A 20,764-nucleotide genomic window follows, 5' to 3' on the forward strand; every position below is an offset into this window, starting at 1 on the left:
CTCTGCTCAAACCGTAGCATAGGGAGGTGCCCCGGGAATGCTCGTTTATGTTCGCGGCGCCGGCGATATCGCCACGGGTGTCGCCGCTCGCTTGGTGCGCGCCGGCGTGTCGGTCGTTATGGCCGATATCGCGGTTCCCACGTGCATCCGCCGCACAATCAGTTTTTGCGAGGCTATTCGCCTGGGCGAGGTCCAGGTCGAGGGCATTCGCGCTCGCTTGGCGCAGACGCCGGCAGAGGCGCTCGAGATTACCCAAGCGGGGGATGTTGCCGTCGTGGTGGACCCTCAGGCCAAGATGCTCGATGAGCTTAAACCCGCGGCTGTGGTCGACGCGATTCTGGCCAAGCGCAACCTGGGTACCACGCGCGACATGGCGCCTGCCGTTATTGCCGTGGGACCGGGCTTCACCGCGCCGGTTGACTGCGACGCCGTGGTCGAAACCATGCGCGGGCATTTCCTGGGCCGTGTCATTACCCAAGGTTCGCCCCAGCCCAACACGGGCGTGCCGGGCATTATCGCCGGCTATGGCAGGGAGCGCGTTATTCACAGCCCCGTCGCCGGCGTGTTTAGGTCCGACCACGCAATCGGCGACATCGTGAGCGCCGGAGACGTGATTGGCTACGCCGGTGATACTCCCATGATCACGCAGATTGATGGCTGCTTGCGCGGGCTATTGGCGAACGGCGTACAGGTGACTGAGGGCTTTAAATGCGCCGATGTCGATCCGCGCGGCGATGCCAGCTATATCAACTACATTTCGGACAAGGCGACGTCGGTCGGCGGTGGCGTGCTCGAGGCACTCGCTATGCTCACCGATATCTTTAGAGGATAGAAGGCGGCAATGGAAAAGCTCGATGTTGTGAATGCGGCGCTTGTCGCCCTGCGTGCTGGCGAGACGTGCGAGCTCGTGGTCGTGGCCGGCACGGCGGGGTCGTCGCCGCGCGGCGTGGGTGCCTGGATGGCCGTCTTTGCCGACGGTAGCCAGGCGGGCACCATCGGCGGCGGCAAGATCGAGTTCTTTGCGCTGGACGAGGCGCGAGAGCTGCTGGCCGCGGGGCAATCGCGTCTGGTCCGCTACACCATGGGCGGCGAGAACTCCGATACCGGCATGATCTGCGGCGGAGCCATTTGCCTGTGCTATCTGCATCTGGATGCGACCCAGGCACCGTTGTTCCAGGAAATTGCCGACGTCTTGGTCTATCGGCGCATCGGCGACTTCGTCATCGACTTTGAGCCGTTTATCGCGAGCGCACTCGAGGGCGATGCGGCCGAGTACCATGGCGAGGCATCGCGCCGCACCATTGCGGGCTGCCCCGGGCTTTCGCTGGTGGAGGAGGGGAGTAACGTCACCTACACTAACGCCGCCTCCGAGATTCCCGCGGCGCACGTCGAGACGCTCTGCCCCGAGGGCCTGACCTACATCTTTGGCTGCGGGCACGTGGGCGCCGCGACGGCGCGCGTGCTCACGGCGGCGAGCTTTGCCGTCGTGGCCTGCGATGACCGCCCCGGCACGTTGACGCCCGAATGGGTGCCCGGTGTCTACGATCGTCGCCTGGTCGATTACAAGAACCTGAGCGAGCTGTGTCCCATCGGTCCGCGCGACTTGGTGGTCGTCGCCACGGCGGGTCACAAATCTGATCTCGACGTGGTGATTCAGGCTATGCGTGCCAAACCCGCCTATCTGGGTTGCTTGGGCTCGCGCCGCAAGACGGCCTTTGTGCGCGCCCGTCTGGAGCAGGAAGGCTTTACGCAGGACCAGATCGACGAGCTGCACCTTCCGATCGGCGTTGCCATCGAGGCCGAGGACCCCGAGGAGATCGCCATCTCCATCGCCGCCGAGATGATCCACCTGCGCCGCACCAAACTCGTCCCCCGCAAGCGCTAATCGCATCCCCACCAATAAGTTGCGGTGAAATACGGATTGTTTAAGCCTGTTAGGCCGCCCAACAGTCCCTATTTCACCGCAACTGCTTTTTGGGGCCCATTTGTGCGGGGGAGTTGTGGAGTTGTGCAGGCAGACGAGGTTTTTCTGGAAATACGCACCCAATGCGCGTATAGTACCGATTGTTTTGTCGGCTCCTGCTGCGTCGAGTCCAAACCGCAAAATGCCATGAGCGGCGCGGATGCAGCCAGGAGGCACGAGGACAACCCACTGTGGCCACGCCCCGTGCTTAAAACCCCAAGAAGGAGTGAACAATGGCAGAAGAGAAGTATGTGCCGCGTCTGAAGACCAAGTACAACAACGAGGTCAAGCAGCAGCTTCAGGACAAGTTCCAGTACGAGAACGTCATGATGATCCCCAAGTTCGAGAAGATCGTCGTGAACATGGGTGTCGGCGAGGCCGCTACCGATTCCAAGGCCATCGACGGTGCCGTGCGCGACCTGCGCGCCATCACCGGCCAGCAGCCGATGATCACCCGTGCCCGCAAGTCCATCGCTACCTTCCGCCTGCGCGCTGGTATGCCGATCGGCTGCAAGGTTACCCTGCGTGGCGACCGTATGTGGGAGTTCTTCGATCGTCTGACCTCCGTCGCGATCCCCCGTATCCGCGACTTCCGCGGCATTTCCGCCAAGAGCTTCGACGGCCGTGGTAACTTCTCCATGGGCGTCACCGAGCAGCTCATCTTCCCCGAGATCGACTTCGACTCCGTCGATCACCAGCGCGGTATGGACATCACTTTCGTGACCACCGCCAATACCGATGAGGAGGCCAAGGCCCTTCTGGACGCCTTCGGTTTCCCGTTCAAGAAATAGGTTCACCTGCCCTATAAGCGCCGTTCCCACAAGGGGGCGGCGCTTGGGGCGAACAATACTCTATGTGAGGAGGATATAAGTGGCTAAGACATCGATGATCGTCAAGTGCAATCGCAAGCAGAAGTTCTCTACTCGTGAGTACACGCGCTGCCAGCGCTGCGGCCGTCCGCACTCTGTGTACCGCAAGTTCGGCCTGTGCCGTGTCTGCTTCCGCGAGCTTGCACTCAAGGGCGAGCTTCCCGGCGTTAAGAAGGCCAGCTGGTAAGTCACTACCAGCGTTTCAAGCATCAGTTTGGAACAGGGAAAACGCGCTAAAAAGGCTTTGCCGTTAAGGGCGGCGAAGAACCAAGAGCACGTGTTCATCAAGAACGAAGGAGAATCTGTATGAACCTTACAGACCCGATCGCAGATATGCTTACGCGCATCCGTAACGCTAACTCTGTGAACAAGGCCACGGTCTCCATGCCGAGCAGCAAGAAGCTCGTCGAGATCGCTCGTGTTCTGCACGAGGAGGGCTACATCGAGGGCTACGATGTCGAGGACACCGTTCCCCAGAAGACTCTGCACATCACGCTTAAGTATGGTCCCAAGAAGGCTAAGGTCATCAACGGCATCCGCCGCATTTCCAAGCCGGGCCTGCGTAAGTACACCGGCGTTGCCGACATGCCCCGCGTCCGCGGTGGCCTTGGTACCGCCATTATTTCCACCAGCCATGGCGTCATGACCGACCGCGATGCTCGCAAGCACAACGTCGGCGGCGAGATCATCGCTTACGTCTGGTAATTCGCTCGGTAGGTAGAAGGAAAGGAGATCACCGTGTCTCGTATCGGTAATAAGCCTGTCCAGATTCCCGCCGGAGTCGAAGTGGCAGTCAACGGCAACAACGTTGTCGTCAAGGGCCCCAAGGGCCAGCTCGAGCTCGATGTCTTTGAGAAGCTCGCTATCAACGTCGAGGACAACGTCCTCACCGTTTCCCGTCCCGACGACGAGCGTGAGACCCGTGCCCGCCACGGCCTCACCCGCGCCCTCATCCACAACATGGTTGTTGGCGTTTCCGAGGGCTTCGAGAAGAAGCTCGAGCTCGCCGGCGTCGGTTACCGCGTGCAGCAGAAGGGCAAGAACCTCGAGTTCTCCCTGGGCTTCTCGCACCCCGTGATCGTCGAGGCTCCCGAGGGCATCACCTTCGAGGTTCCCGACAACACCCACGTGAACGTCAAGGGTATCAACAAGCAGCAGGTCGGTCAGATCGCCGCTGAGATCCGCGGTCATCGTCCTCCCGAGCCTTACAAGGGCAAGGGTATCCACTACGTTGGCGAGCACATCCGCCGCAAGCTGGGTAAGGCCGCCAAGTAGTCGTAACCGACTCACTCGCATAAGACCAGCACCCCGTCAGGTGCTGGCAAGATCAACCTTTTTAGGAGTTTACGTATGAACAAGCATAAGGCGAAGCTGGAAGGCCTCAAGCGTCGTCAGCGTCGTGTTCGCGGCAAGGTCTCGGGTACTTCCGAGCGTCCGCGTCTTCGCGTGACCCGTACTAACGCCAACATCTATGCCCAGATCATCGACGACAGCAAGGGCTCCAGCCTGACGCTCGTCTCTGCCTCGACCCTCGAGGCCGAGTTCAAGGGCACCCACACCTCGAACAAGGAGGCTGCGGAGAAGGTCGGTCAGCTCGTTGGCAAGCGTGCCATCGAGGCCGGCATCACCAAGGTCGCCTTCGATCGCGGTGGCCGTATCTACCATGGCCGCGTCAAGGCCCTCGCCGACGGTGCTCGTGCCGCCGGTCTCGAGTTCTAGGAGGTATGTAGCACATGGCTCGTAATCAGAAGCAGCAGCGCGAGGCCTCCGAGTTCGAGGAGCGCGTCGTTTACATCAACCGCGTGTCGAAGACCGTCAAGGGTGGTCGTCGCATGAGCCTCGTCGCTCTCGTCGTCGTTGGCGACGGCAAGGGCAACGTCGGCGTTGGCATGGGCAAGTCCGCTGAGGTGCCCCTGGCCATCTCCAAGGCGTCTCTCGATGCCAAGAAGAACATGTTCCACGTGCCGGTGACCGAGCAGGGCACCATCCCGCACGAGGTTCTCGGCCACTTTGGTGCCGGCCGCATTATCATCAAGCCCGCTGTCGAGGGTACCGGCGTTATCGCCGGCGGCGCTGTGCGTCCCCTCTTCGAGCTTGCTGGCATCAAGAACGTCCTGTCCAAGTCCCTCGGTACCGACAACGGCCTCAACATCATCAAGGCTGCCGTCGAGGGCCTCAAGGAGCTCTCCAGCCCTGAGGACGTCGCGGCTCGCCGTGGCCTGACGGTCTCCGAGATGTTCGTCGGTAAGGAGAACTAAGCATGGCTGACACCATCAAGATCAAGCAGGTCCGCAGCACCAACGGTTGCAAGCAGGATCAGGTCCGTACTGTCCGTGCCCTCGGTCTCCACAGGATCCGCGAGGTTCGCGAGATTGCTGACAACGAGTCCGTCCGCGGCATGATCTTCAAGGTCAAGCACCTTGTCGAGATTGTAGAGGAGTAGCAAATGCAGCTTCACGATCTTACTCCCGCGCCCGGTTCCACCAAGAACCGCAAGCGCGTCGGCCGTGGCAATTCTTCGGGTCACGGCACCACTTCTGGCCGCGGCCAGAAGGGCCAGGGTTCCCGCTCTGGTGGCACCAAGGGTGCCGGCTTCGAGGGTGGCCAGACTCCGCTGGCTATGCGCCTGCCCAAGCTTCCGGGCTTCCGCAACCCCCGTCGTATCGAGTACACCGCTGTTAACGTTGAGCGTCTCGAGCGTAAGTTCGAGGACGGCGCTGTGATCGACGGTGCCGCTCTTAAGGCCGCTCGCATCACCAAGAGCGAGTTCGAGCCCGTCAAGGTGCTCGGCAATGGTGAGCTCACCAAGAAGTTCACGGTCAAGGTCGACAAGGTCAGCGCTTCTGCGCAGGCCAAGATCGAGGCCGCCGGCGGAAAGGTCGAGCTGCCGTGCTAAATGGTCTTAAGAATGCTTTCCGCATCAAAGAATTGCGCGAAAAGATTCTTTTTACCATAGCTATGCTCGTCGTGTACCGCATTGGTGCGCACGTTCCTGTGCCCGGCATTCCCTTCCAGGGGATGCTGGGCCTTTTCTCGACCGATAATAATTCGGTCGCCGCAGGTGCTATGGCCCTCCTGAATCTTTTCTCTGGCGGCGCGTTGAGCTATGTGTCGGTGTTTTCGCTGGGCATCATGCCTTACATCACCAGCTCGATCATCCTCCAGATGCTCCAGGCCGTTGTGCCTTCCCTGCATGAGCTTGCCCGCGAGGGCGAGGTCGGTCAGACCAAGATTACGCAGTATTCGCGTTACCTCACCTTGGCTCTGGCAATCCTCAACTCCGTGGGTTACCTCTTCCTCTTTAAGAGCTTCGGCATTAGCTTCAACGGTGCCGGTGCCCCCGAGATCATCTTTGACCTCATGATCGTCGGTACGCTCACCGCGGGCGCCATGCTGATCATGTGGATTGGTGAGCTCATCACCCAGCGCGGTATCGGCAATGGCATGTCCCTGATCATCTTTGCGAACATCATGGCCGGCCTGCCGCAGGCTATCTTCTCCAGCACCGAGGGTAATGCCGGTGGCATCATCACCATGGTGATCATCTGCGCCATCATCCTGCTGGTTATCCCGCTGATTGTTTTTCTTGAGCGCGGCCAGCGCCGCATTCCGGTCTCCTACGCTAAGCGCGTCGTGGGCCGTCGCATGATGGGTGGCCAGACCACCTACCTGCCCATCAAGGTCAACACCGCGGGTGTCGTGCCGATCATCTTCGCTTCGGCGCTGCTGTACTTCCCGGCTCAGATTGCCGTGTTCTTCCCCGGCATCGGCTGGATTCAGGCAGTTGCCTCCGCGCTTTCGACCGGTTGGCTCAACTGGGTGCTTAACGTTGTCCTCATCGTGTTCTTCGCATACTTCTACACCTCCATGGTGTTCAACCCCGATGACACGGCCGATAACCTTAAGAAGCAGGGCGGCTTTATTCCGGGCGTGCGTCCGGGTAGGGCTACCGCGGCCTACATCAAGAACGCGCTCAACAAGATCACGCTTCCCAGCGCTGTCTTTTTGGCGCTCATCGCCATCGTGCCTTCGATCATCTTCTCCTTCACGGGTAACCATCTGATCCAGGCTTTTGGCGGAACGTCCATCCTCATCATGGTCGGCGTCGTGCTCGACACGGTCGATAAGCTCGAAGGCCAGATCAAGATGTATGATTACGATGGATTCTTTAAATAGGCTAGAGGAGGATTGCTCATGAACCTCGTATTGCTCGGAGCTCCGGGTGCCGGTAAGGGCACCGTCGCACAGGAGCTCGTCGCCGAGTTTGGCGTCGCCCACATTTCCACGGGCGACCTGCTGCGTGCTGCCGTCAAGGGTGGCACCGAGCTTGGTATTCAGGCTAAGAAGTACATGGACGCTGGCGAGCTCGTTCCCGACCAGCTCGTAATCGACCTTGTCAAGGAGCGCCTTGCTGCCGATGACGCCCAGCAGGGCTTCATCCTCGACGGCTTCCCGCGCAACACCGCCCAGGCTGTGACGCTCGATTCCGAGCTCTCCGCCATGGGTCGCGAGATCGACTGCGCCCTTCTGGTCGACGTGGCCCCCGAGGTCATCATCGATCGTCTGTCTTCGCGTCGCACCTGCCGCGCCTGCGGTTACACCGGCACTGCTGCCGATGCCACCTGCCCCAAGTGCGCAGGCGAGATGTATCAGCGCGACGACGACAAGCCCGAGACCATCAAGAACCGTCTCGACGTCTACGAGAAGTCCACGAGCCCGCTCGTCGACTACTATCGTGGCCAAGGTCTGCTCAAGTCGGTCAACGGTGACCAGGCTCGCGAGACCGTGTACGGGGATGTCAAAGAGGCTCTCGGTCTATGATCAAGATTAAGTCTGCAACGCAAATCGAGCAGATGAAGAAGGCAGGAGCGCTATCTAAGATGGCGCTCCGCCACGTTGGAGCCATGGTGCGCCCCGGCGTTTCGACTTTTGAGCTTGATCAGCTCGCGGAGCAGATTATCCGCATGCATGGCGGCACCCCTGCCTTTAAGGGTTACGGCGGGTTCCCGGGGACCATTTGCACATCGATCAACGATGCCGTGGTCCACGGTATTCCCAACCCTGACATGATCCTGCGCGATGGCGATATCATCTCCATCGATACGGGAGCCGTTGTCGACGGTTGGGTCGGCGATAACGCATGGACGTTTTTCGTCGGCACCCCCACGCCCGAAGCCAAGGCTTTGTGCGAGGTCACGCGCGATTGCCTTAAGGCTGCCATCGAGCAGGCTGTTCCCGGTAACCATATCGGGGACGTCGGTTATGCCGTTCAGTCCCTCGCCGAGTCTCACGGTTACGGCGTGCTTCGTGATTATGTGGGTCATGGCATTGGCCGCGTGATGCACGAGGACCCCAACGTTCCTAACTATGGAAAGAAGGGGAGGGGCGTTCGCCTCCAGGCCGGCATGGTCATTGCCATCGAGCCGATGGTTACGATGGGTTCCAACCATGTGAGCACGGGCTCCGACGGTTGGATCGTCACGACCAACGACCACCTGCCCGCCGCGCACTACGAGAACACCGTCGCCATTACCAATGACGGTCCGGTGATTCTCACCACCGACGCGCAAGGTGCTTGGTGTTCGCTCCAAGGCGGAGAAATGTAACAAGTTCCACTTAGTTGTGGAGCCATTACGAAGTTATTACGATGCGTGCATACGTGTTGTAGAATACTCAATCGCTGTCGTTTTCTAGAGAAAGATGATTGCTTGTGAAGAAGGAAGACGCAATTGAGCTCGAGGGTACGGTAAAGGAACCGTTGCCCAATGCCATGTTTAAGGTTGAGCTCGAGAACGGTCATTCGGTTCTGTGCAACATTTCCGGCAAGATCCGAATGAATTACATCCGTATTCTCCCCGGTGACAGGGTTGTCGTGGAGCTTTCCCCGTACGACCTGACCCGCGGCCGCATCACCTATCGCTACAAATAGCGGCACGCATACACGCACTCCATTTCCGACTGCAGGCTTAGCTCAACCTACGGTCGGATTGTGTGTGAAGACCAGCCATAGTTTTAAACGCCTGCGGCTGGGCGAGTAGATAGTAGGGAAGTAGTTTGAGCGCTACCGAAAGGAAGAACGATGAAGGTACGTCCTTCGGTCAAGAAGATGTGCGATAAGTGCAAAATCATTAGGCGCCATGGCAAGGTCCTCGTCATTTGCGAGAACCCCCGTCATAAGCAGCGTCAGGGTTAAGAGAGGAGACTACGTTGGCCCGTATTAATGGTGTCGACCTCCCGCGTGAGAAGCGCGTTGAGATCGGTCTGACCTACATTTACGGCATCGGCCGCACCACTGCGACGAAGATCTGCGTCGAGTGCAACGTTAACGTGGATACGCGCGTTAAGGACCTCACCGAGGATGAGGTTAACGCCATCCGCGATTATATCGATAAGAACCAGATCATGGTTGAGGGCGACCTCCGCCGTGAGCGCAACCAGAACGTCAAGCGCCTTATGGACATCGGCTGCAACCGCGGCCTTCGTCACCGCAAGGGCCTCCCGGTCCGCGGCCAGCGCACCCACACTAACGCTCGTACCCGCAAGGGCCCGAAGCGTCAGATCGGTGCTAAGAAGAAGAAATAAGGAGCGCTAGATAGATGGCTACTGCTAAGAAGAACGTTCGCGCTGCCCGTCTGAAGCGCGCGGACCGTAAGAACATTTCCGTGGGCCAGGCTCACATTCGTTCTACGTTCAACAACACGATCGTTTCGATCACCGATCCCCAGGGCAACGTCATTTCCTGGAAGTCGGCTGGCCAGGTGGGCTTCAAGGGCTCCCGTAAGTCCACGCCGTTCGCTGCCCAGATGGCTGCCGAGGCTGCTGCCAAGCAGGCCATGGAGCACGGTATGAAGAAGGTTTCCGTCTTCGTCAAGGGCCCCGGCTCCGGTCGTGAGACCGCCATCCGCTCCCTCCAGGCTGCTGGCCTCGAGGTCTCGAGCATCCAGGACAAGACCCCCATTCCGCACAACGGCTGCCGCCCCAAGAAGCGTCGCCGCGTGTAACTGAAAGGATCGTATCAATATGGCAATCGACAGGACTCCTGTTCTTAAGCGCTGCCGTCAGCTCGGGATCGATCCCGCTGAGCTCGGTTACAGCAGCAAGAAGGAATCTATCCGTCAGCCCAAGCGCCGTCGCAAGGAATCTGAGTACGGCATGCAGCTGCGCGAGAAGCAGAAGGTCAAGTTCATCTATGGCGTTCTGGAGAAGCAGTTCCACGGCTACTTCAACAAGGCCCGTAAGATGAACGGCGTCACCGGTGAGAACCTCATGATCATCCTTGAGTCTCGCCTCGACAACGTCGTCTTCCGTCTTGGCTTCGCCCGCACCCGCAAAGAGGCTCGTCAGTCCGTCCGTCACGGTCACTTCACCGTGAACGGCAAGCGTGTGGACATCCCGTCCTACCGCGTCAAGGCCGGCGACGTCGTCGCTGTCGGCGAGAAGTTCCGTGACCTCCTCCCCATCAAGGAGGCCCTGATTTCCTCCGAGCGCTTTGAGGTCCCTGGCTGGCTCGAGGTCGATATCGAGAAGCTGTCTGGTAACGTGCTCGCTCTGCCGACGCGTGAGCAGATCAGCGGTGATATCAACGAGCAGCTCATCGTCGAGCTCTACTCTAAGTAGTCCATCCGGGCTGCTGAGGCTGGAGGTAATACATGTCAGAATTCATTAGGCCTCAGGTTCAGGTCGAAGAGATCAACGAGACGTCTGCTCGTGTCTCCGTCGAGCCGCTCGAGCGTGGCTACGGCGATACGCTGGGTAACTCCCTTCGTCGCGTACTTCTGTCCTCGCTCGAGGGTGCCGCCGTCGAGGCTATTCAGATCGATGGTGCACAGCACGAGTTCATGACCATCCCTAACATGGTCGAGGATGTCACCGACATCGTCCTGAATGTCAAGGGTCTTGTCTTCAGGGCTCTCGGCACGACCGACGGGGCGACCGCCACCATCTCGGTTGACGGCCCCTGCGAGGTCACCGGTGCGGACTTCTTTATTCCGTCCGAGTTTGAGCTGGTCAACCCCGAGCAGCACATCGCTACGCTCACCGAGGGTGGCCATCTCACCATGAGCATGCGCATCGGCTATGGCCGCGGCTATGTCTCTGGCGAGGCTAACAAGCGCGACAACGATCCCATCGGTGTGATCCACGTCGACTCGCTGTACTCGCCGGTGTCCCGTTGCGCCAAGCTCGTTGAGGCTTGCCGTGTCGGTCAGCACACCGACTACGACCGCCTTGTCCTCGAGATCGAGACCAACGGCTCCATCGCTCCGCGCGACGCCGTGGTCCAGGCTGCCAATATCATCAACCAGCATATGGCTGCCTTTATGAACCTTGCCGAGACCCCCGAGGTCGAGGAGGAGGCTTCGATCTTCGCTCCCGAGGTCACCAACGACAACGCCGAGCTGGACAAGCAGATCGAGGATCTGGACCTTTCCGTCCGTTCCTACAACTGCCTTAAGCGCGCCAGCATTCACTCGGTCCGTCAGCTCGTTGAGTTCTCGGAGAACGATCTGCTTAACATCCGTAACTTCGGTGTTAAGTCGATCGAGGAAGTGAAGGACAAGCTTGAGTCCATGGGCCTGAGCCTGAAGGCTTAATGCTTCGCATATTTGAGGAGAAACTAGACCATGCGTCACAACGTTAAGAAGGGCCTGAAGCTCGGCACCGATGCGAGCCACACCAAGGCCATGAAGAAGAGCCTTGCTAAGGCCCTCTTCGAGAACGACCGCATCAAGACCACCGAGACCCGTGCTAAGGCGCTGCGTTCGGTCGTCGACCCGATCATCACTTGGGCCAAGAAGGGCGACCTGCACTCTCGTCGTCTGGCTATCGCCAAGCTCGGCGATAAGCAGCTCGTTGCCGAGATTTTCGACAAGGCTGCTCAGGGCATGTGGCAGGACCGCAACGGTGGTTACACCCGCATCATGAAGCTCGGTAACCGTAAGGGCGACAACGCTCCCATCGTTATCATGGAGCTCGTCACCGAGCCTTGCACGCCTAAGGCCAAGAAGGCTGCTCCGGCCCCCAAGAAGGCCGCTGCTCCCAAGAAGGTCGAGGCTGCTGAGGAGACCGCTGCCGAGGAGGCTCCTGCTGAGGAGACCGCTGAGTAGACATTCCGTCTGCATAGGCTATATTCGAGGGGTACGTTCGCGTACCCCTCTTTTTTTGTCGCGATACCGTTGATTGTTTGTTGGGAGCGCCCATGACCGCGCCGTCTGATTTCAATTCGATTCCTGAGCTCGATGCCACGCTTGTATTCTGTGTTGCCTATGATGGCTCGTCCTATAGCGGATTTGCCGAGCAGCCGGGCCAGACGACCGTTGCGGGCGAGTTGCGCCGCGCTATCGAGACGCTGCTGCGCCGCCCGATCGATCTGACGTGTGCGGGTCGTACCGATGCCGGCGTGCATGCGGTGGCCCAGTACATTAGCGTGCCCGTAACGGACGCTGAGCTTGCGTGTACGCGCCGTAGGTGGCTGCGGGCTATGGATGCCCTGCTGCCCAAAGATATCGCCATAAACGAGGTCTACAAGGCCCGTAGGGGCTTTTCTGCCCGCTTTGACGCGCGGTCCCGTACGTATACGTACCGTATTGCCGATCGCGATGCGCGCCCCGTGCTCTCGCGCGGTGCCGTGTGGTGGCATCGCTATCCCTTGGATGTTGAGGCTATGTCTGCTGCCTGCCCCGCACTGCTGGGCGAGCAGGACTTTAAAAGCTTTTGCAAGGTTGCTTCGGCCGTTGGCAAGCCCACGCATCGCTGCGTGATGCGTGCCGAATTTGGCCATGAGGTTGCGTTTGGCGAGGACATCCTGACGTTCACCATCGAGGGCAATGCGTTTCTGCATTCGATGGTCCGTACGATCGTGGGCACGCTTGTCGAGATTGGCATGCATCGCCGTGAACCCGAGTGGATGCGCGAGGTTATCGATGCTTGCGACCGCACCGCTGCGGGCCCCACGGCTCCTGCCTGCGGCCTTACGTTTATGGGCGTGGATTACGATCCCGCCGAGCTTGTCGTGCTCGACTAGGGGAGGGCTCGACGTGTCGTGCGTCGACACCTGTCATCTGTGGGCTGCGCGTGTGCAACATCTGTTCTTGGCGTGCAATGCAACCGGTGTCTCATTGCTTTTATTGCCGGGGTGTACCATGAACCACGGTTTGATTCATTGCTGTCGAGAGGACGGATAATTTGGTTCGACGTGGCTCGCATCCGCGACTTTCGGTGATCCTTGTGGTAGAAGGTTCGCCCAGCTATGCGATGCGTGCGCTCGAGAGTATCCAGAACCAAGACCTCTACGATTTGCAGATTGTCGTTGTCTGTCGCGATACTGCGCCCGGTGTGCGCCATTCGCTTCAAGTTGCTGCCGACAGGGACATCCATATTGATTTGATTGACGTCGAGGACGCGACGCGCGGCGCGTGTCTTCGTGCCGGTTTTGCTGCCTCGCGCGGCTCTCAAATCATCGCCATGAACGCCGATGAGTGGTTTGCTCCGCAATCCCTTTCCAAGATGGTCGATATCGCGTGCGATACTGCGGCAGACATAGTGTTCCCCACGGTGTCGCTCGACCGCTATGATGCACATCGAGAGCGCCATTCGCGCGTCTTGGATGCTACTCATATTTCCATTGATAGCAAATCTTCGATGGTGGCCGGGCTGCCTCAGTTGATTTTAGGCGGCCTAGTCGTTCAGACCTCTGGCGTGATGTATAGTCGTCCGCTGTTTGAGGCATGCCTGTCGCACGGCAAGGCGTACCGTACGGTTGAGTTTATGGTGTGCGCGCTCTCGCAGGCGCAGCGCGTCTCCGGATGCGGCGACGCTTGTTTCCACACGGTAGCGCCTAAGCTTACAGACGCCTTTGATCCCACCATGTATGCCAAGGTATCCGATGACACCCGAGCGCTCGACGAGCTTGCGGACTCACTCTCGGAAGCAGATAGCGGTGGTCGGCTCAAGCTGGCAAGCCAAAAGTTCTACTTTGCCGGACTGGTCGCCTGCATCGAGAATTTGTGTCTGAGCCCGCATGGGGTGTCGTCAATCGAGCGTTCCGCCCGCATGCGTGATATGCTCGAGGCGCCTCGAACCCGTCAGATGGTCGCCGCGCTCAAGGACAACCATCGGGGACTCGGTCTGTTGTTTGGGCCGATCGCCAGCGCTAAGCCCGCGCGCTGCGTGATGTGTACGCATCTGGCAGCTTTTCTTAACCGGACGGGCGCAAAACCCGCCTAAACGGCTCATTACGAAACAAACTTGCATAGAATTGTTTCGAAATGCGTTCTTATACACAAAAGCCTTCAAATAGCGTTAAACTATTCAATCACTGATTGATTGTCTCCGCCATCTTTTGGAGAGAGGGTTTGTATGGCTAAAAAACGCAATGGGCGCCAGGATGCCATTAGAGATATTGTGCGCAATAAGGATGTCCGCACGCAGCGCGTGCTGGTCGATGAGCTCCGTGCTATGGGCTTTGATTGCACGCAGGCGACTGTCTCTCGCGATATTGCCGATATGGGGCTGCGTAAGCTCCCTGAGGGCATCTATGTTCTGGCAGAGGACCTGCACCTGCAACGTATGGTTTCCGAGCTCGTAACGGGCGTTCTGCGTACTGATAATCTGGTTATGATCAAGGCTCAGCCTGGCACGGCTTCCGGCATCGCCGCCGCCGTTGATGCGGCAGAGTTGCCCGATGTGCTTGGCTCGCTTGCCGGCAACGATACGATTTTGGTTATTGCCCAGACGGCCGAGGACGGCGAGCGTCTCGAGGCGCTGATCAATAAGTTGAGCAATTCTCGCAAGTAGGCGTGCGGGTCGTGCGTTCGGCATTGTGTGCGCTGACATAGTGGCTTGTAAGGGGTATCGACGTTGGTCGGTACCCCCTTTTTGTTTGCCGGTATAAAGACCGCCCTCCAGGTCGTTTCAAACTAAAAGGCCCCGAGCAGTTCAATAAGCTGCTCGGGGCCTTGTTGGCTTTAGTCGCGTACTTCTTAGCCGACCGTATCGTCAGGCGTGGGCGAGGGGTCTGGAGTGGGCGAGGGGTCTGGAGTGGGCGTAGGCGTAGGCGTGCCGCCATCGCCGCCGGTCGAACCACCAGTGGAGCCGCCCGTCGAGCCACCGGTCGTACCGGTGCCGCCGGTGGTGTCGCCGCCTGTGGTCTCGGTGGTCGTGGTCGTCGTGGTAGTCGTTGTGGTGGTTTCCTCTTCCTCTTCGTCCTCGTCCTCGTCCTTGTCGTCGTTCTCCGACTTCTTGGTGTTGTTGGTGCCGTAGAACTTCCAGACGCTGTTGTTCTTGTAGGTGGGCGCCGTTCCGGTCGCAAACTCCTCGCGCTCGGTACCGGTCAGAACGGTGTTCATAAACCGCTTAAAGACAGGCAGGTTGGTGCTGTCGCCCAGCAGGTCCGTGCCGTACTTTTGGATGGGGATCTCGCCCGCGGAATAGCCGGTCCACAGGGCGCATGCCAGCTGCGGGGTATAGCCGCAGAACCACAGGTTGGTGGTGTTGTCGGTGGTGCCCGTCTTGCCGGCATAGGGCTGGTTGACACTCAGGGCGCCGGCAGCACCCGTACCGCTGCCCTTCATGACGCCGGACAGAACATCGGTGACCGCGGCGGCCTCGCCCTCGGTAAGCACCTGTGAGGGATTGTCGGTGTGCTGGTACAGCACCGAACCGGTACGAGAGTCAATCTCGGTGATGGCGATCGGCTGGCGATAGTAGCCGCCGTTGGCAAACGTCGCGTAGGCGGCGGCCATCTCGAGCGGCGAGATCGAGCCGGTGCCGAGGGTCATGACGGGAACGTCCTCGATGTTGTCCTTGGCGGGGTCGATGCCGAGCTTTTTGACGAGCGAGATGATCTTGCTGTTGCCGACGGCTTCCGCCACCTGGATGTAGCCGGTGTTGGAGGAGTATGCCGTCGCCTGCTTAAGCGTGATGGTGCCGTAGCTTTGATTGGCGTAGTTTTGTACCTCGGTTGTGGTGCCCTTGGCCTTGAGCGGCGAGTTGCAGTTGAGGGTGACGTTGGGGTTCATGCCGTTTTGGATGGCAGTTGCCAGCGTAAAGGCCTTAAAGGTGGAGCCGACGGGACGCTTGGCCGTGGCATGGTTTACGTGGTTCTCGTCGGCGTTGTAGTCGTAGCCGCCCACCATGCACTTGATGTAGCCGGTCTTGGGGTCGACGACGACCATGCCCATGTCCAGGCCGTCAAGCGAGAGCGTGTCGAGCTGCTCGCGGACGGCATTCTCTGCCACCTGCTGCATCGTGGGGTCGATGGTGGTCTTGACGGTCAGGCCGCCCTTAAAGAGCACGTCGGTCGAGAACTCCTGCTCCAGCAGCTGCTTGACGTAGGAGACAAAGTAGGGCTGCGAGTATACGTCGACGCCGCTGCCCGAGATTTCGGTCACGTTGAGGGTGATGGGCTCGGCCTGTGCGGCATCGTGCTCCTCCTGGGTGATGTGGCCCAGGCGCAGCATGTTGTCGAGAACCTTGTTGCGGCGGGACAGTGCCAGATCGGGATTGACCGTGGGGTCGTACTGCGAAGGCGAGTTGGGAAGGCCGATGAGTAGCGCGGCCTCGCTCAGGGTGAGGTCGGCGGCGCTCTTGGACAGATAGGTCTCGGCTGCGGCCTCGATGCCGTAGGCGCCGTGGCCGTAATAGATGGTGTTGAGGTACATCATGAGGATCTCGTCTTTGGAGTACATGTCCTCCATCTTGATGGCGATGTAGGCCTCGCGCACCTTACGCTCAATGGTCGAGTCGAACTGCTCCTCCTGCAGGATGGTGTTGCGCACAAGCTGCTGGGTGATAGTCGAGGCGCCTTCGTGCCCGCCGCCGAGGGTTGCCACCGCAGCACGCGCGATACCCCACAGGTCGATACCGCCGTGCTCGTAGAAGCGCTCGTCCTCGACGTCAACGGTGCCCTGCAGCACGTAGGGGGAGACCTCGTCCTTGGTGATGGATTTGCGGTTTTGCGTGTAGAAGCTCGCGATCTTGTTGCCGTTGCAGTCGACGATCTCGGTGGGCTCGCTCACCAGATACGCGTTGGCGTCGGTGTAGTCGGGCAGATCGGACAGCCAGCGGTTGACGTTGCCGACCATGCCGATGCCAAACGCCACGCCCGCAATCAGCAGAAAGCCCAAAAACGAGAGCAGGATTATGGGCAGGGCGTGCGTCTTTGAACGGCTGTGTCCCTGTCGTTGGCGAGGACCCATATATTGACCTCCAGGTATGTCGTGCCGGACGGTGGATGTGCCGTCGGGGCAGGATGGACATAAGTTATTACACGATAAACCAAACGGGGCGCGCGAGGCCTCGTGTATGCTGGAAGACGGCATTTTTCAGAGTGAATGCATACCTTGGTAAGGAGTTTGTCGATGGCGATTCGGGCGATGGGGCCGAGCGGACAATGCGAGACTGGATTGGATGCTGCCGGTGCGGCGCTGCCCGAGCTGCTGGCGCCGGCGGGCGGACTCGACCAGATGCTTGCGGCTATCGCCGCGGGTACCGATGCCATCTATGCGGGGTTGGGCGGCTTTAACGCCCGTGTGAGCGCCCACGGCTTTACGGATGACGAGTTTGCGCGCGGCTGCGCCGTGGCGCATGCCCATGGCGTGCGTGTGTACGTGACGCTCAACGTGTTCGTGTTTGACGATGAGTTGTCCGACGCGGTGGCGTTGGGAGCTCATGCACTGGAGCTGGGCGCCGATGCTCTGATTGTGGCCGATGCCGGGTTGGCCTGCGCGCTGAGCGCGGCGATTCCCGGGGTCGAGATTCACCTGTCTACGCAGGCGGGCGTTCATAGCGAAGGCGCCGTGCGGCTTGCCGCCGATGAGTTGGGGGTCGAGCGCGTGACGACGGCGCGCGAGCTGACGGTCGACGAGATTGCGGCGCTCTGTGCCACGGGCGTGCCCATCGAGGTATTCTGCCACGGTGCGATTTGCATCGGCTATTCGGGGGCGTGCGAGTTCTCGGCCCTGCGGCGTGGACGATCGGCAATGCGCGGCGACTGCACACAGCCGTGCCGTCTGGCGTACGACCTAGTGGACGAGGCGGGACAGAGCGTTGTCGCCGTTGAGGGGGATCGTCTGCTGTGTCCGCATGACTATCTGGGTATTGCGCATCTGCCCGAGCTTGTAGATGCCGGCGTGGCGTCGCTCAAGATCGAGGGGCGCATGAAGAACCCCGATTACGTATTCAACGTGGTGCGGGTTTGGCGCCGGGCGCTCGATATGCTGCGCGACGGCGCGTGGGACCCCGGTGCCGTGGAAGAGCTTGAGCGCGAGCTGGGAAGGTCGTTTAACCGTGGGTTTACCGATGCGTACCTGCGAGGGCGTTCGGGTGCCGAGCTGATGAGCTTTGAGCGTGCAATTAACCAGGGCGTGCGCGTGGGGCGCTTGGTCGCTGTGGGCCACGAAGAGGTGACCGTTGAGCTCGATGCCGCCGTGGCGGCGGGTGACACGCTCGAGATTCGGTTCTATCCGGGCGTCGACGCGCGCCCCGATGTGCCCAAGCGCTGGCCGCAGGTGCCCTGCCCGGTGGATGCCGCAGCGGGGAAGCGCGTCGTCGTGCATTGCAAGCGTAAGGTGGACGCGGGCTGCGAGGTGTACCTGATTCGCAGCGCCGGCGTGTTGGATCAGACAGCGGCGGTGTTGGAGCGCATGCGGGCCGAGGCGGATGCGATTGCACCCGTTGCGCGCGCCGTTGAGGTGCTGCCCTTTGAGGATGTTGCGGTGGATGGCGGTGCGTCGACGGAGTTGGCGGAGCGCGCGGTTCCCGCTCACATGGTTTTTGCTTGGCAGCTGATGGATGCCGATCCGCGCGGAGAACGCGATTTATCCGACGCCGTTGTGGTGCTGGACGAGGTGTGCCGCACGGGTGACGTTGATCGGACCCGCTCACTTATGCAGCGTGCCGGGCGCGTCGTCTGCCGCAACCTGGGACAGGTGGTGATCGCTCGCGAGCTGGGCATGACGTTTGACGTGGCGGCGCCGGTGTTCTGCGCGAATCGGGTCACGCTTACCTGGCTGCGCGGACTCGGGGCGGGGCGGGTGTACTTGTCGGCCGAGTTGCTCGGCAATGATGCGGAGCGTGTTGCCGAGCTTGCCGCTTGTCCCGGTGTCTTGGGGCCTGTCGATGCCGACCGTCCCGAGCTCATGGTGTGCGAGCACTGCTTGCTGACTGCCGAGGGCGCCTGCGCCACGGATGCAACGGGGCAGGTCCGTTGCCGTGACTGCTCGCGCCGTCAGCAGGCGCGCTTTTTGGTCGAACGTGACGGCACGCGTTTGCCGGTCGTTATCGACGCGTGCGGCAGGACGAGGATTTTCCTGTCGTAGGTGCCGCGTCGCGCTGTTTTGGTTATTATTAGTGGGTTTATGAACTTCCAGCACCGCCGTATCCGGTGAGGGTGCTATAGCAAAAGGAGGATACCCAATGCTGTCTGTTGACGAGCAAATGCGTATCATCACCTCGGGTGCAGCGCAGATCGTCCCCGAGGCCGACCTTCGCAAGAAGCTTGAGAAGGGCGAGCCCCTCAACATCAAGCTCGGCGTCGATCCCACCAGCCCCGACCTGCACCTGGGCCATGCCGTGCCCCTGCGCAAGATGCGTCAGTTCCAGGACCTGGGCCACAACGTCACCCTTATCATCGGCAACGGCACTGCGCTGATCGGCGACCCCTCGGGCAAGAACTCCACCCGCCCGCAGCTTTCGCAGGAGCAGATCGAGGCCAACGCCGAGACCTACGTGAGCCAGGCCATGAAGATCCTGGACCCCGAGAAGACCACCATCGTGCACAACGGCGACTGGATCCTTTCGATGGACCTGGCCGGCCTGCTGCAGGTGTGCTCCAAGTTCACCGTCGCCCGCATCCTTGAGCGCGACGACTTTACCAAGCGCTACCAGTCCCAGACGCCGATTGCCCTGCACGAGTTTCTGTACCCCGTGATGCAGGCCTTCGACTCCGTTCAGATCAAGGCCGACGTCGAGATGGGCGGCACCGACCAGCTCTTCAACCTGCTCGCCGGCCGCGAGCTCATGGAGAAGATGGGCATGGAGCCGCAGATCGCGCTTACCATGCCGCTGCTCGAGGGCACCGACGGCGTGCGCAAGATGTCCAAGTCCTATGGCAACTACATCGGCCTGACCGACGCTCCCAAGGATATGTTCGGCAAGACCATGTCCATCCCCGACGAGATGATCGGCAAGTACTATCGTCTGGCCAGCTCGCTCGCCCCGGCCGAGGTCGACAAGATCGATGCCGCCCTGGCCGATGGCTCCGCCGACCCCTACGAGCTCAAGCGCGCTCTAGGCCGCGACCTGTGCGACACCTACCACGGTGCTGGCGCCGGCGACGAGGCTCAGGCCGAGTTCGACCGTGTGTTCAAGGAGGGCCAGCTTGCCGACTTCCCCGAGAAGCACGTTGAGCTGACCGTCAACGACGAGGGCCAGATTTACCTCGCTGGCCTGCTCAAGGACCTGGGCCTTTCGGTCAGCGCCGGTCAGGCCCGCCGCGACATCGACGGCGGCGGCGTCAAGATCAACGGCAAGGCTGTGGCTTCCAAGAGCTACAACATCGATCCGAGCGCCCTCAAGCTGGGCGACACCCTCTCCGTGGGCAAGCGCAAGGGCTTCAAGTTGATTTAGTTCCGCCGTTCTATCGAACGGCGGACCGGCCGACGCTGCGCGGGCCGCATTTGGACAATCTGACGTTCAACTTCAAGGGCGCGACCAGAAGGTCAGCGCCCTTTCGTTTAAAGGCTTTAGCCTGTGCGGGGCGCGCAGCGCGCCGCATCAGAAACCACCCGCTATGCGGGTGGGGACAACCGGCTTTACAAAGCCGCCCCCTCGCCGGACACTTGCGATTGTTCAGGCCGCAAGGAATCCGAGTCGAGAGGGCGGTGGTGGCGTATGGCCCAGAAGGCCTACAGCCTGTCGCACACGAAGTGGATGT

26 protein-coding genes are annotated in these 20,764 nt (G+C 60.3%); 25 read left to right on the forward strand and 1 reads right to left on the reverse strand.

The features are described 5' to 3' along the window. Positions 1–37 precede the first annotated feature (37 nt). The 23 genes from yqeB (at position 38) to AAAX59_RS02635 (ending at position 14,625) form a co-directional block, all read left to right on the forward strand. Positions 38–832, forward strand: coding sequence for a selenium-dependent molybdenum cofactor biosynthesis protein YqeB (gene yqeB / locus AAAX59_RS02525; RefSeq protein WP_349070391.1), 795 nt, complete (start codon positions 38–40; stop codon positions 830–832). A gap of 9 nt (positions 833–841) precedes the next feature. Then, positions 842–1,885 (forward strand): XdhC family protein, encoded by a 1,044-nt coding sequence (locus AAAX59_RS02530; protein ID WP_349070394.1) that lies wholly within the window; start codon positions 842–844, stop codon positions 1,883–1,885. Between the two features lie 311 nt (positions 1,886–2,196). Continuing rightward, the gene (rplE, locus tag AAAX59_RS02535; RefSeq protein ID WP_006235260.1) at positions 2,197–2,754 is read left to right on the forward strand and encodes a 50S ribosomal protein L5; all 558 of its coding nucleotides are present in this window, start codon (positions 2,197–2,199) and stop codon (positions 2,752–2,754) included. 79 nt (positions 2,755–2,833) lie between these two features. Continuing rightward, on the forward strand, positions 2,834–3,019 hold the full coding sequence (locus AAAX59_RS02540; protein WP_022094280.1) for a type Z 30S ribosomal protein S14: 186 nt from the start codon (positions 2,834–2,836) through the stop codon (positions 3,017–3,019). A gap of 119 nt (positions 3,020–3,138) precedes the next feature. Next, entirely contained in the window at positions 3,139–3,537 is a 399-nt protein-coding gene (rpsH, locus tag AAAX59_RS02545; protein ID WP_006235262.1) for a 30S ribosomal protein S8, read from the forward strand. Positions 3,538–3,570: 33 nt separating this feature from the next. Continuing rightward, entirely contained in the window at positions 3,571–4,107 is a 537-nt protein-coding gene (gene rplF, locus AAAX59_RS02550) for a 50S ribosomal protein L6 (RefSeq protein ID WP_006235263.1), read from the forward strand. A gap of 75 nt (positions 4,108–4,182) precedes the next feature. After that, entirely contained in the window at positions 4,183–4,551 is a 369-nt protein-coding gene (gene rplR / locus AAAX59_RS02555; RefSeq protein ID WP_006235264.1) for a 50S ribosomal protein L18, read from the forward strand. Positions 4,552–4,565: 14 nt separating this feature from the next. Beyond that, positions 4,566–5,090 carry a 30S ribosomal protein S5 gene (gene rpsE, locus AAAX59_RS02560; protein WP_055252236.1) on the forward strand — a complete coding sequence of 175 codons (525 nt, stop codon included), beginning with the start codon at positions 4,566–4,568 and terminating at the stop codon, positions 5,088–5,090. A gap of 2 nt (positions 5,091–5,092) precedes the next feature. Next, on the forward strand, positions 5,093–5,275 hold the full coding sequence (gene rpmD, locus AAAX59_RS02565; RefSeq protein WP_006235266.1) for a 50S ribosomal protein L30: 183 nt from the start codon (positions 5,093–5,095) through the stop codon (positions 5,273–5,275). A 3-nt stretch (positions 5,276–5,278) separates the two neighbouring features. After that, on the forward strand, positions 5,279–5,728 hold the full coding sequence (gene rplO / locus AAAX59_RS02570) for a 50S ribosomal protein L15 (RefSeq protein ID WP_006235267.1): 450 nt from the start codon (positions 5,279–5,281) through the stop codon (positions 5,726–5,728). Further along, positions 5,722–7,008: a preprotein translocase subunit SecY gene (gene secY, locus AAAX59_RS02575; protein ID WP_035137447.1), complete on the forward strand. Its 1,287-nt coding sequence runs from the start codon at positions 5,722–5,724 to the stop codon at positions 7,006–7,008. Before rplO ends, secY begins: the two co-directional genes overlap by 7 nt. 18 nt (positions 7,009–7,026) lie before the next feature. Beyond that, entirely contained in the window at positions 7,027–7,653 is a 627-nt protein-coding gene (locus tag AAAX59_RS02580) for an adenylate kinase (RefSeq protein WP_055252238.1), read from the forward strand. Beyond that, on the forward strand, positions 7,650–8,438 hold the full coding sequence (gene map, locus AAAX59_RS02585) for a type I methionyl aminopeptidase (protein WP_349070397.1): 789 nt from the start codon (positions 7,650–7,652) through the stop codon (positions 8,436–8,438). Before AAAX59_RS02580 ends, map begins: the two co-directional genes overlap by 4 nt. Positions 8,439–8,542: 104 nt before the next feature. Continuing rightward, entirely contained in the window at positions 8,543–8,761 is a 219-nt protein-coding gene (gene infA, locus AAAX59_RS02590; RefSeq protein WP_035137443.1) for a translation initiation factor IF-1, read from the forward strand. 150 nt (positions 8,762–8,911) lie between these two features. Continuing rightward, positions 8,912–9,025: a 50S ribosomal protein L36 gene (gene rpmJ, locus AAAX59_RS02595; RefSeq protein ID WP_006363204.1), complete on the forward strand. Its 114-nt coding sequence runs from the start codon at positions 8,912–8,914 to the stop codon at positions 9,023–9,025. 14 nt (positions 9,026–9,039) lie between these two features. Continuing rightward, entirely contained in the window at positions 9,040–9,414 is a 375-nt protein-coding gene (rpsM, locus tag AAAX59_RS02600; protein ID WP_022094275.1) for a 30S ribosomal protein S13, read from the forward strand. Positions 9,415–9,428: 14 nt separating this feature from the next. Further along, positions 9,429–9,833 (forward strand): 30S ribosomal protein S11, encoded by a 405-nt coding sequence (rpsK, locus tag AAAX59_RS02605; protein ID WP_006235274.1) that lies wholly within the window; start codon positions 9,429–9,431, stop codon positions 9,831–9,833. A 19-nt stretch (positions 9,834–9,852) separates the two neighbouring features. Further along, a complete protein-coding gene (gene rpsD, locus AAAX59_RS02610; RefSeq protein WP_006235275.1) occupies positions 9,853–10,449 on the forward strand; it encodes a 30S ribosomal protein S4 in 597 nt (198 codons plus the stop codon). Positions 10,450–10,481: 32 nt separating this feature from the next. After that, positions 10,482–11,423 (forward strand): DNA-directed RNA polymerase subunit alpha, encoded by a 942-nt coding sequence (locus AAAX59_RS02615; RefSeq protein WP_349070399.1) that lies wholly within the window; start codon positions 10,482–10,484, stop codon positions 11,421–11,423. A gap of 30 nt (positions 11,424–11,453) precedes the next feature. Continuing rightward, on the forward strand, positions 11,454–11,936 hold the full coding sequence (gene rplQ, locus AAAX59_RS02620; RefSeq protein WP_349070401.1) for a 50S ribosomal protein L17: 483 nt from the start codon (positions 11,454–11,456) through the stop codon (positions 11,934–11,936). A gap of 92 nt (positions 11,937–12,028) precedes the next feature. Beyond that, positions 12,029–12,853: a tRNA pseudouridine(38-40) synthase TruA gene (gene truA / locus AAAX59_RS02625; protein WP_117638130.1), complete on the forward strand. Its 825-nt coding sequence runs from the start codon at positions 12,029–12,031 to the stop codon at positions 12,851–12,853. A 203-nt stretch (positions 12,854–13,056) separates the two neighbouring features. Beyond that, positions 13,057–14,055, forward strand: a complete 999-nt coding sequence (locus tag AAAX59_RS02630; protein ID WP_349070402.1) for a glycosyltransferase — start codon at positions 13,057–13,059, stop codon at positions 14,053–14,055. A gap of 132 nt (positions 14,056–14,187) precedes the next feature. Further along, positions 14,188–14,625 carry an ArgR family transcriptional regulator gene (locus AAAX59_RS02635; protein WP_006235280.1) on the forward strand — a complete coding sequence of 146 codons (438 nt, stop codon included), beginning with the start codon at positions 14,188–14,190 and terminating at the stop codon, positions 14,623–14,625. Between the two features lie 185 nt (positions 14,626–14,810). Here the strand turns inward: AAAX59_RS02635 and AAAX59_RS02640 are convergent, their stop codons facing one another. Then, on the reverse strand, positions 14,811–17,027 hold the full coding sequence (locus AAAX59_RS02640) for a PBP1A family penicillin-binding protein (RefSeq protein WP_349070405.1): 2,217 nt from the start codon (positions 17,025–17,027) through the stop codon (positions 14,811–14,813). Positions 17,028–17,189: 162 nt separating this feature from the next. On the opposite strand from AAAX59_RS02640, the gene AAAX59_RS02645 reads away from it, so the two are divergent. Next, positions 17,190–19,148: a peptidase U32 family protein gene (locus AAAX59_RS02645; RefSeq protein WP_349070407.1), complete on the forward strand. Its 1,959-nt coding sequence runs from the start codon at positions 17,190–17,192 to the stop codon at positions 19,146–19,148. Positions 19,149–19,245: 97 nt separating this feature from the next. Continuing rightward, positions 19,246–20,457: a tyrosine--tRNA ligase gene (gene tyrS, locus AAAX59_RS02650; RefSeq protein WP_349070408.1), complete on the forward strand. Its 1,212-nt coding sequence runs from the start codon at positions 19,246–19,248 to the stop codon at positions 20,455–20,457. Positions 20,458–20,764 lie beyond the last annotated feature (307 nt).

The sequence above is a fragment of the Collinsella sp. CLA-ER-H2 genome (genome assembly GCF_040092405.1).
In the GTDB taxonomy this organism is placed as follows: Bacteria; Actinomycetota; Coriobacteriia; order Coriobacteriales; family Coriobacteriaceae; genus Collinsella.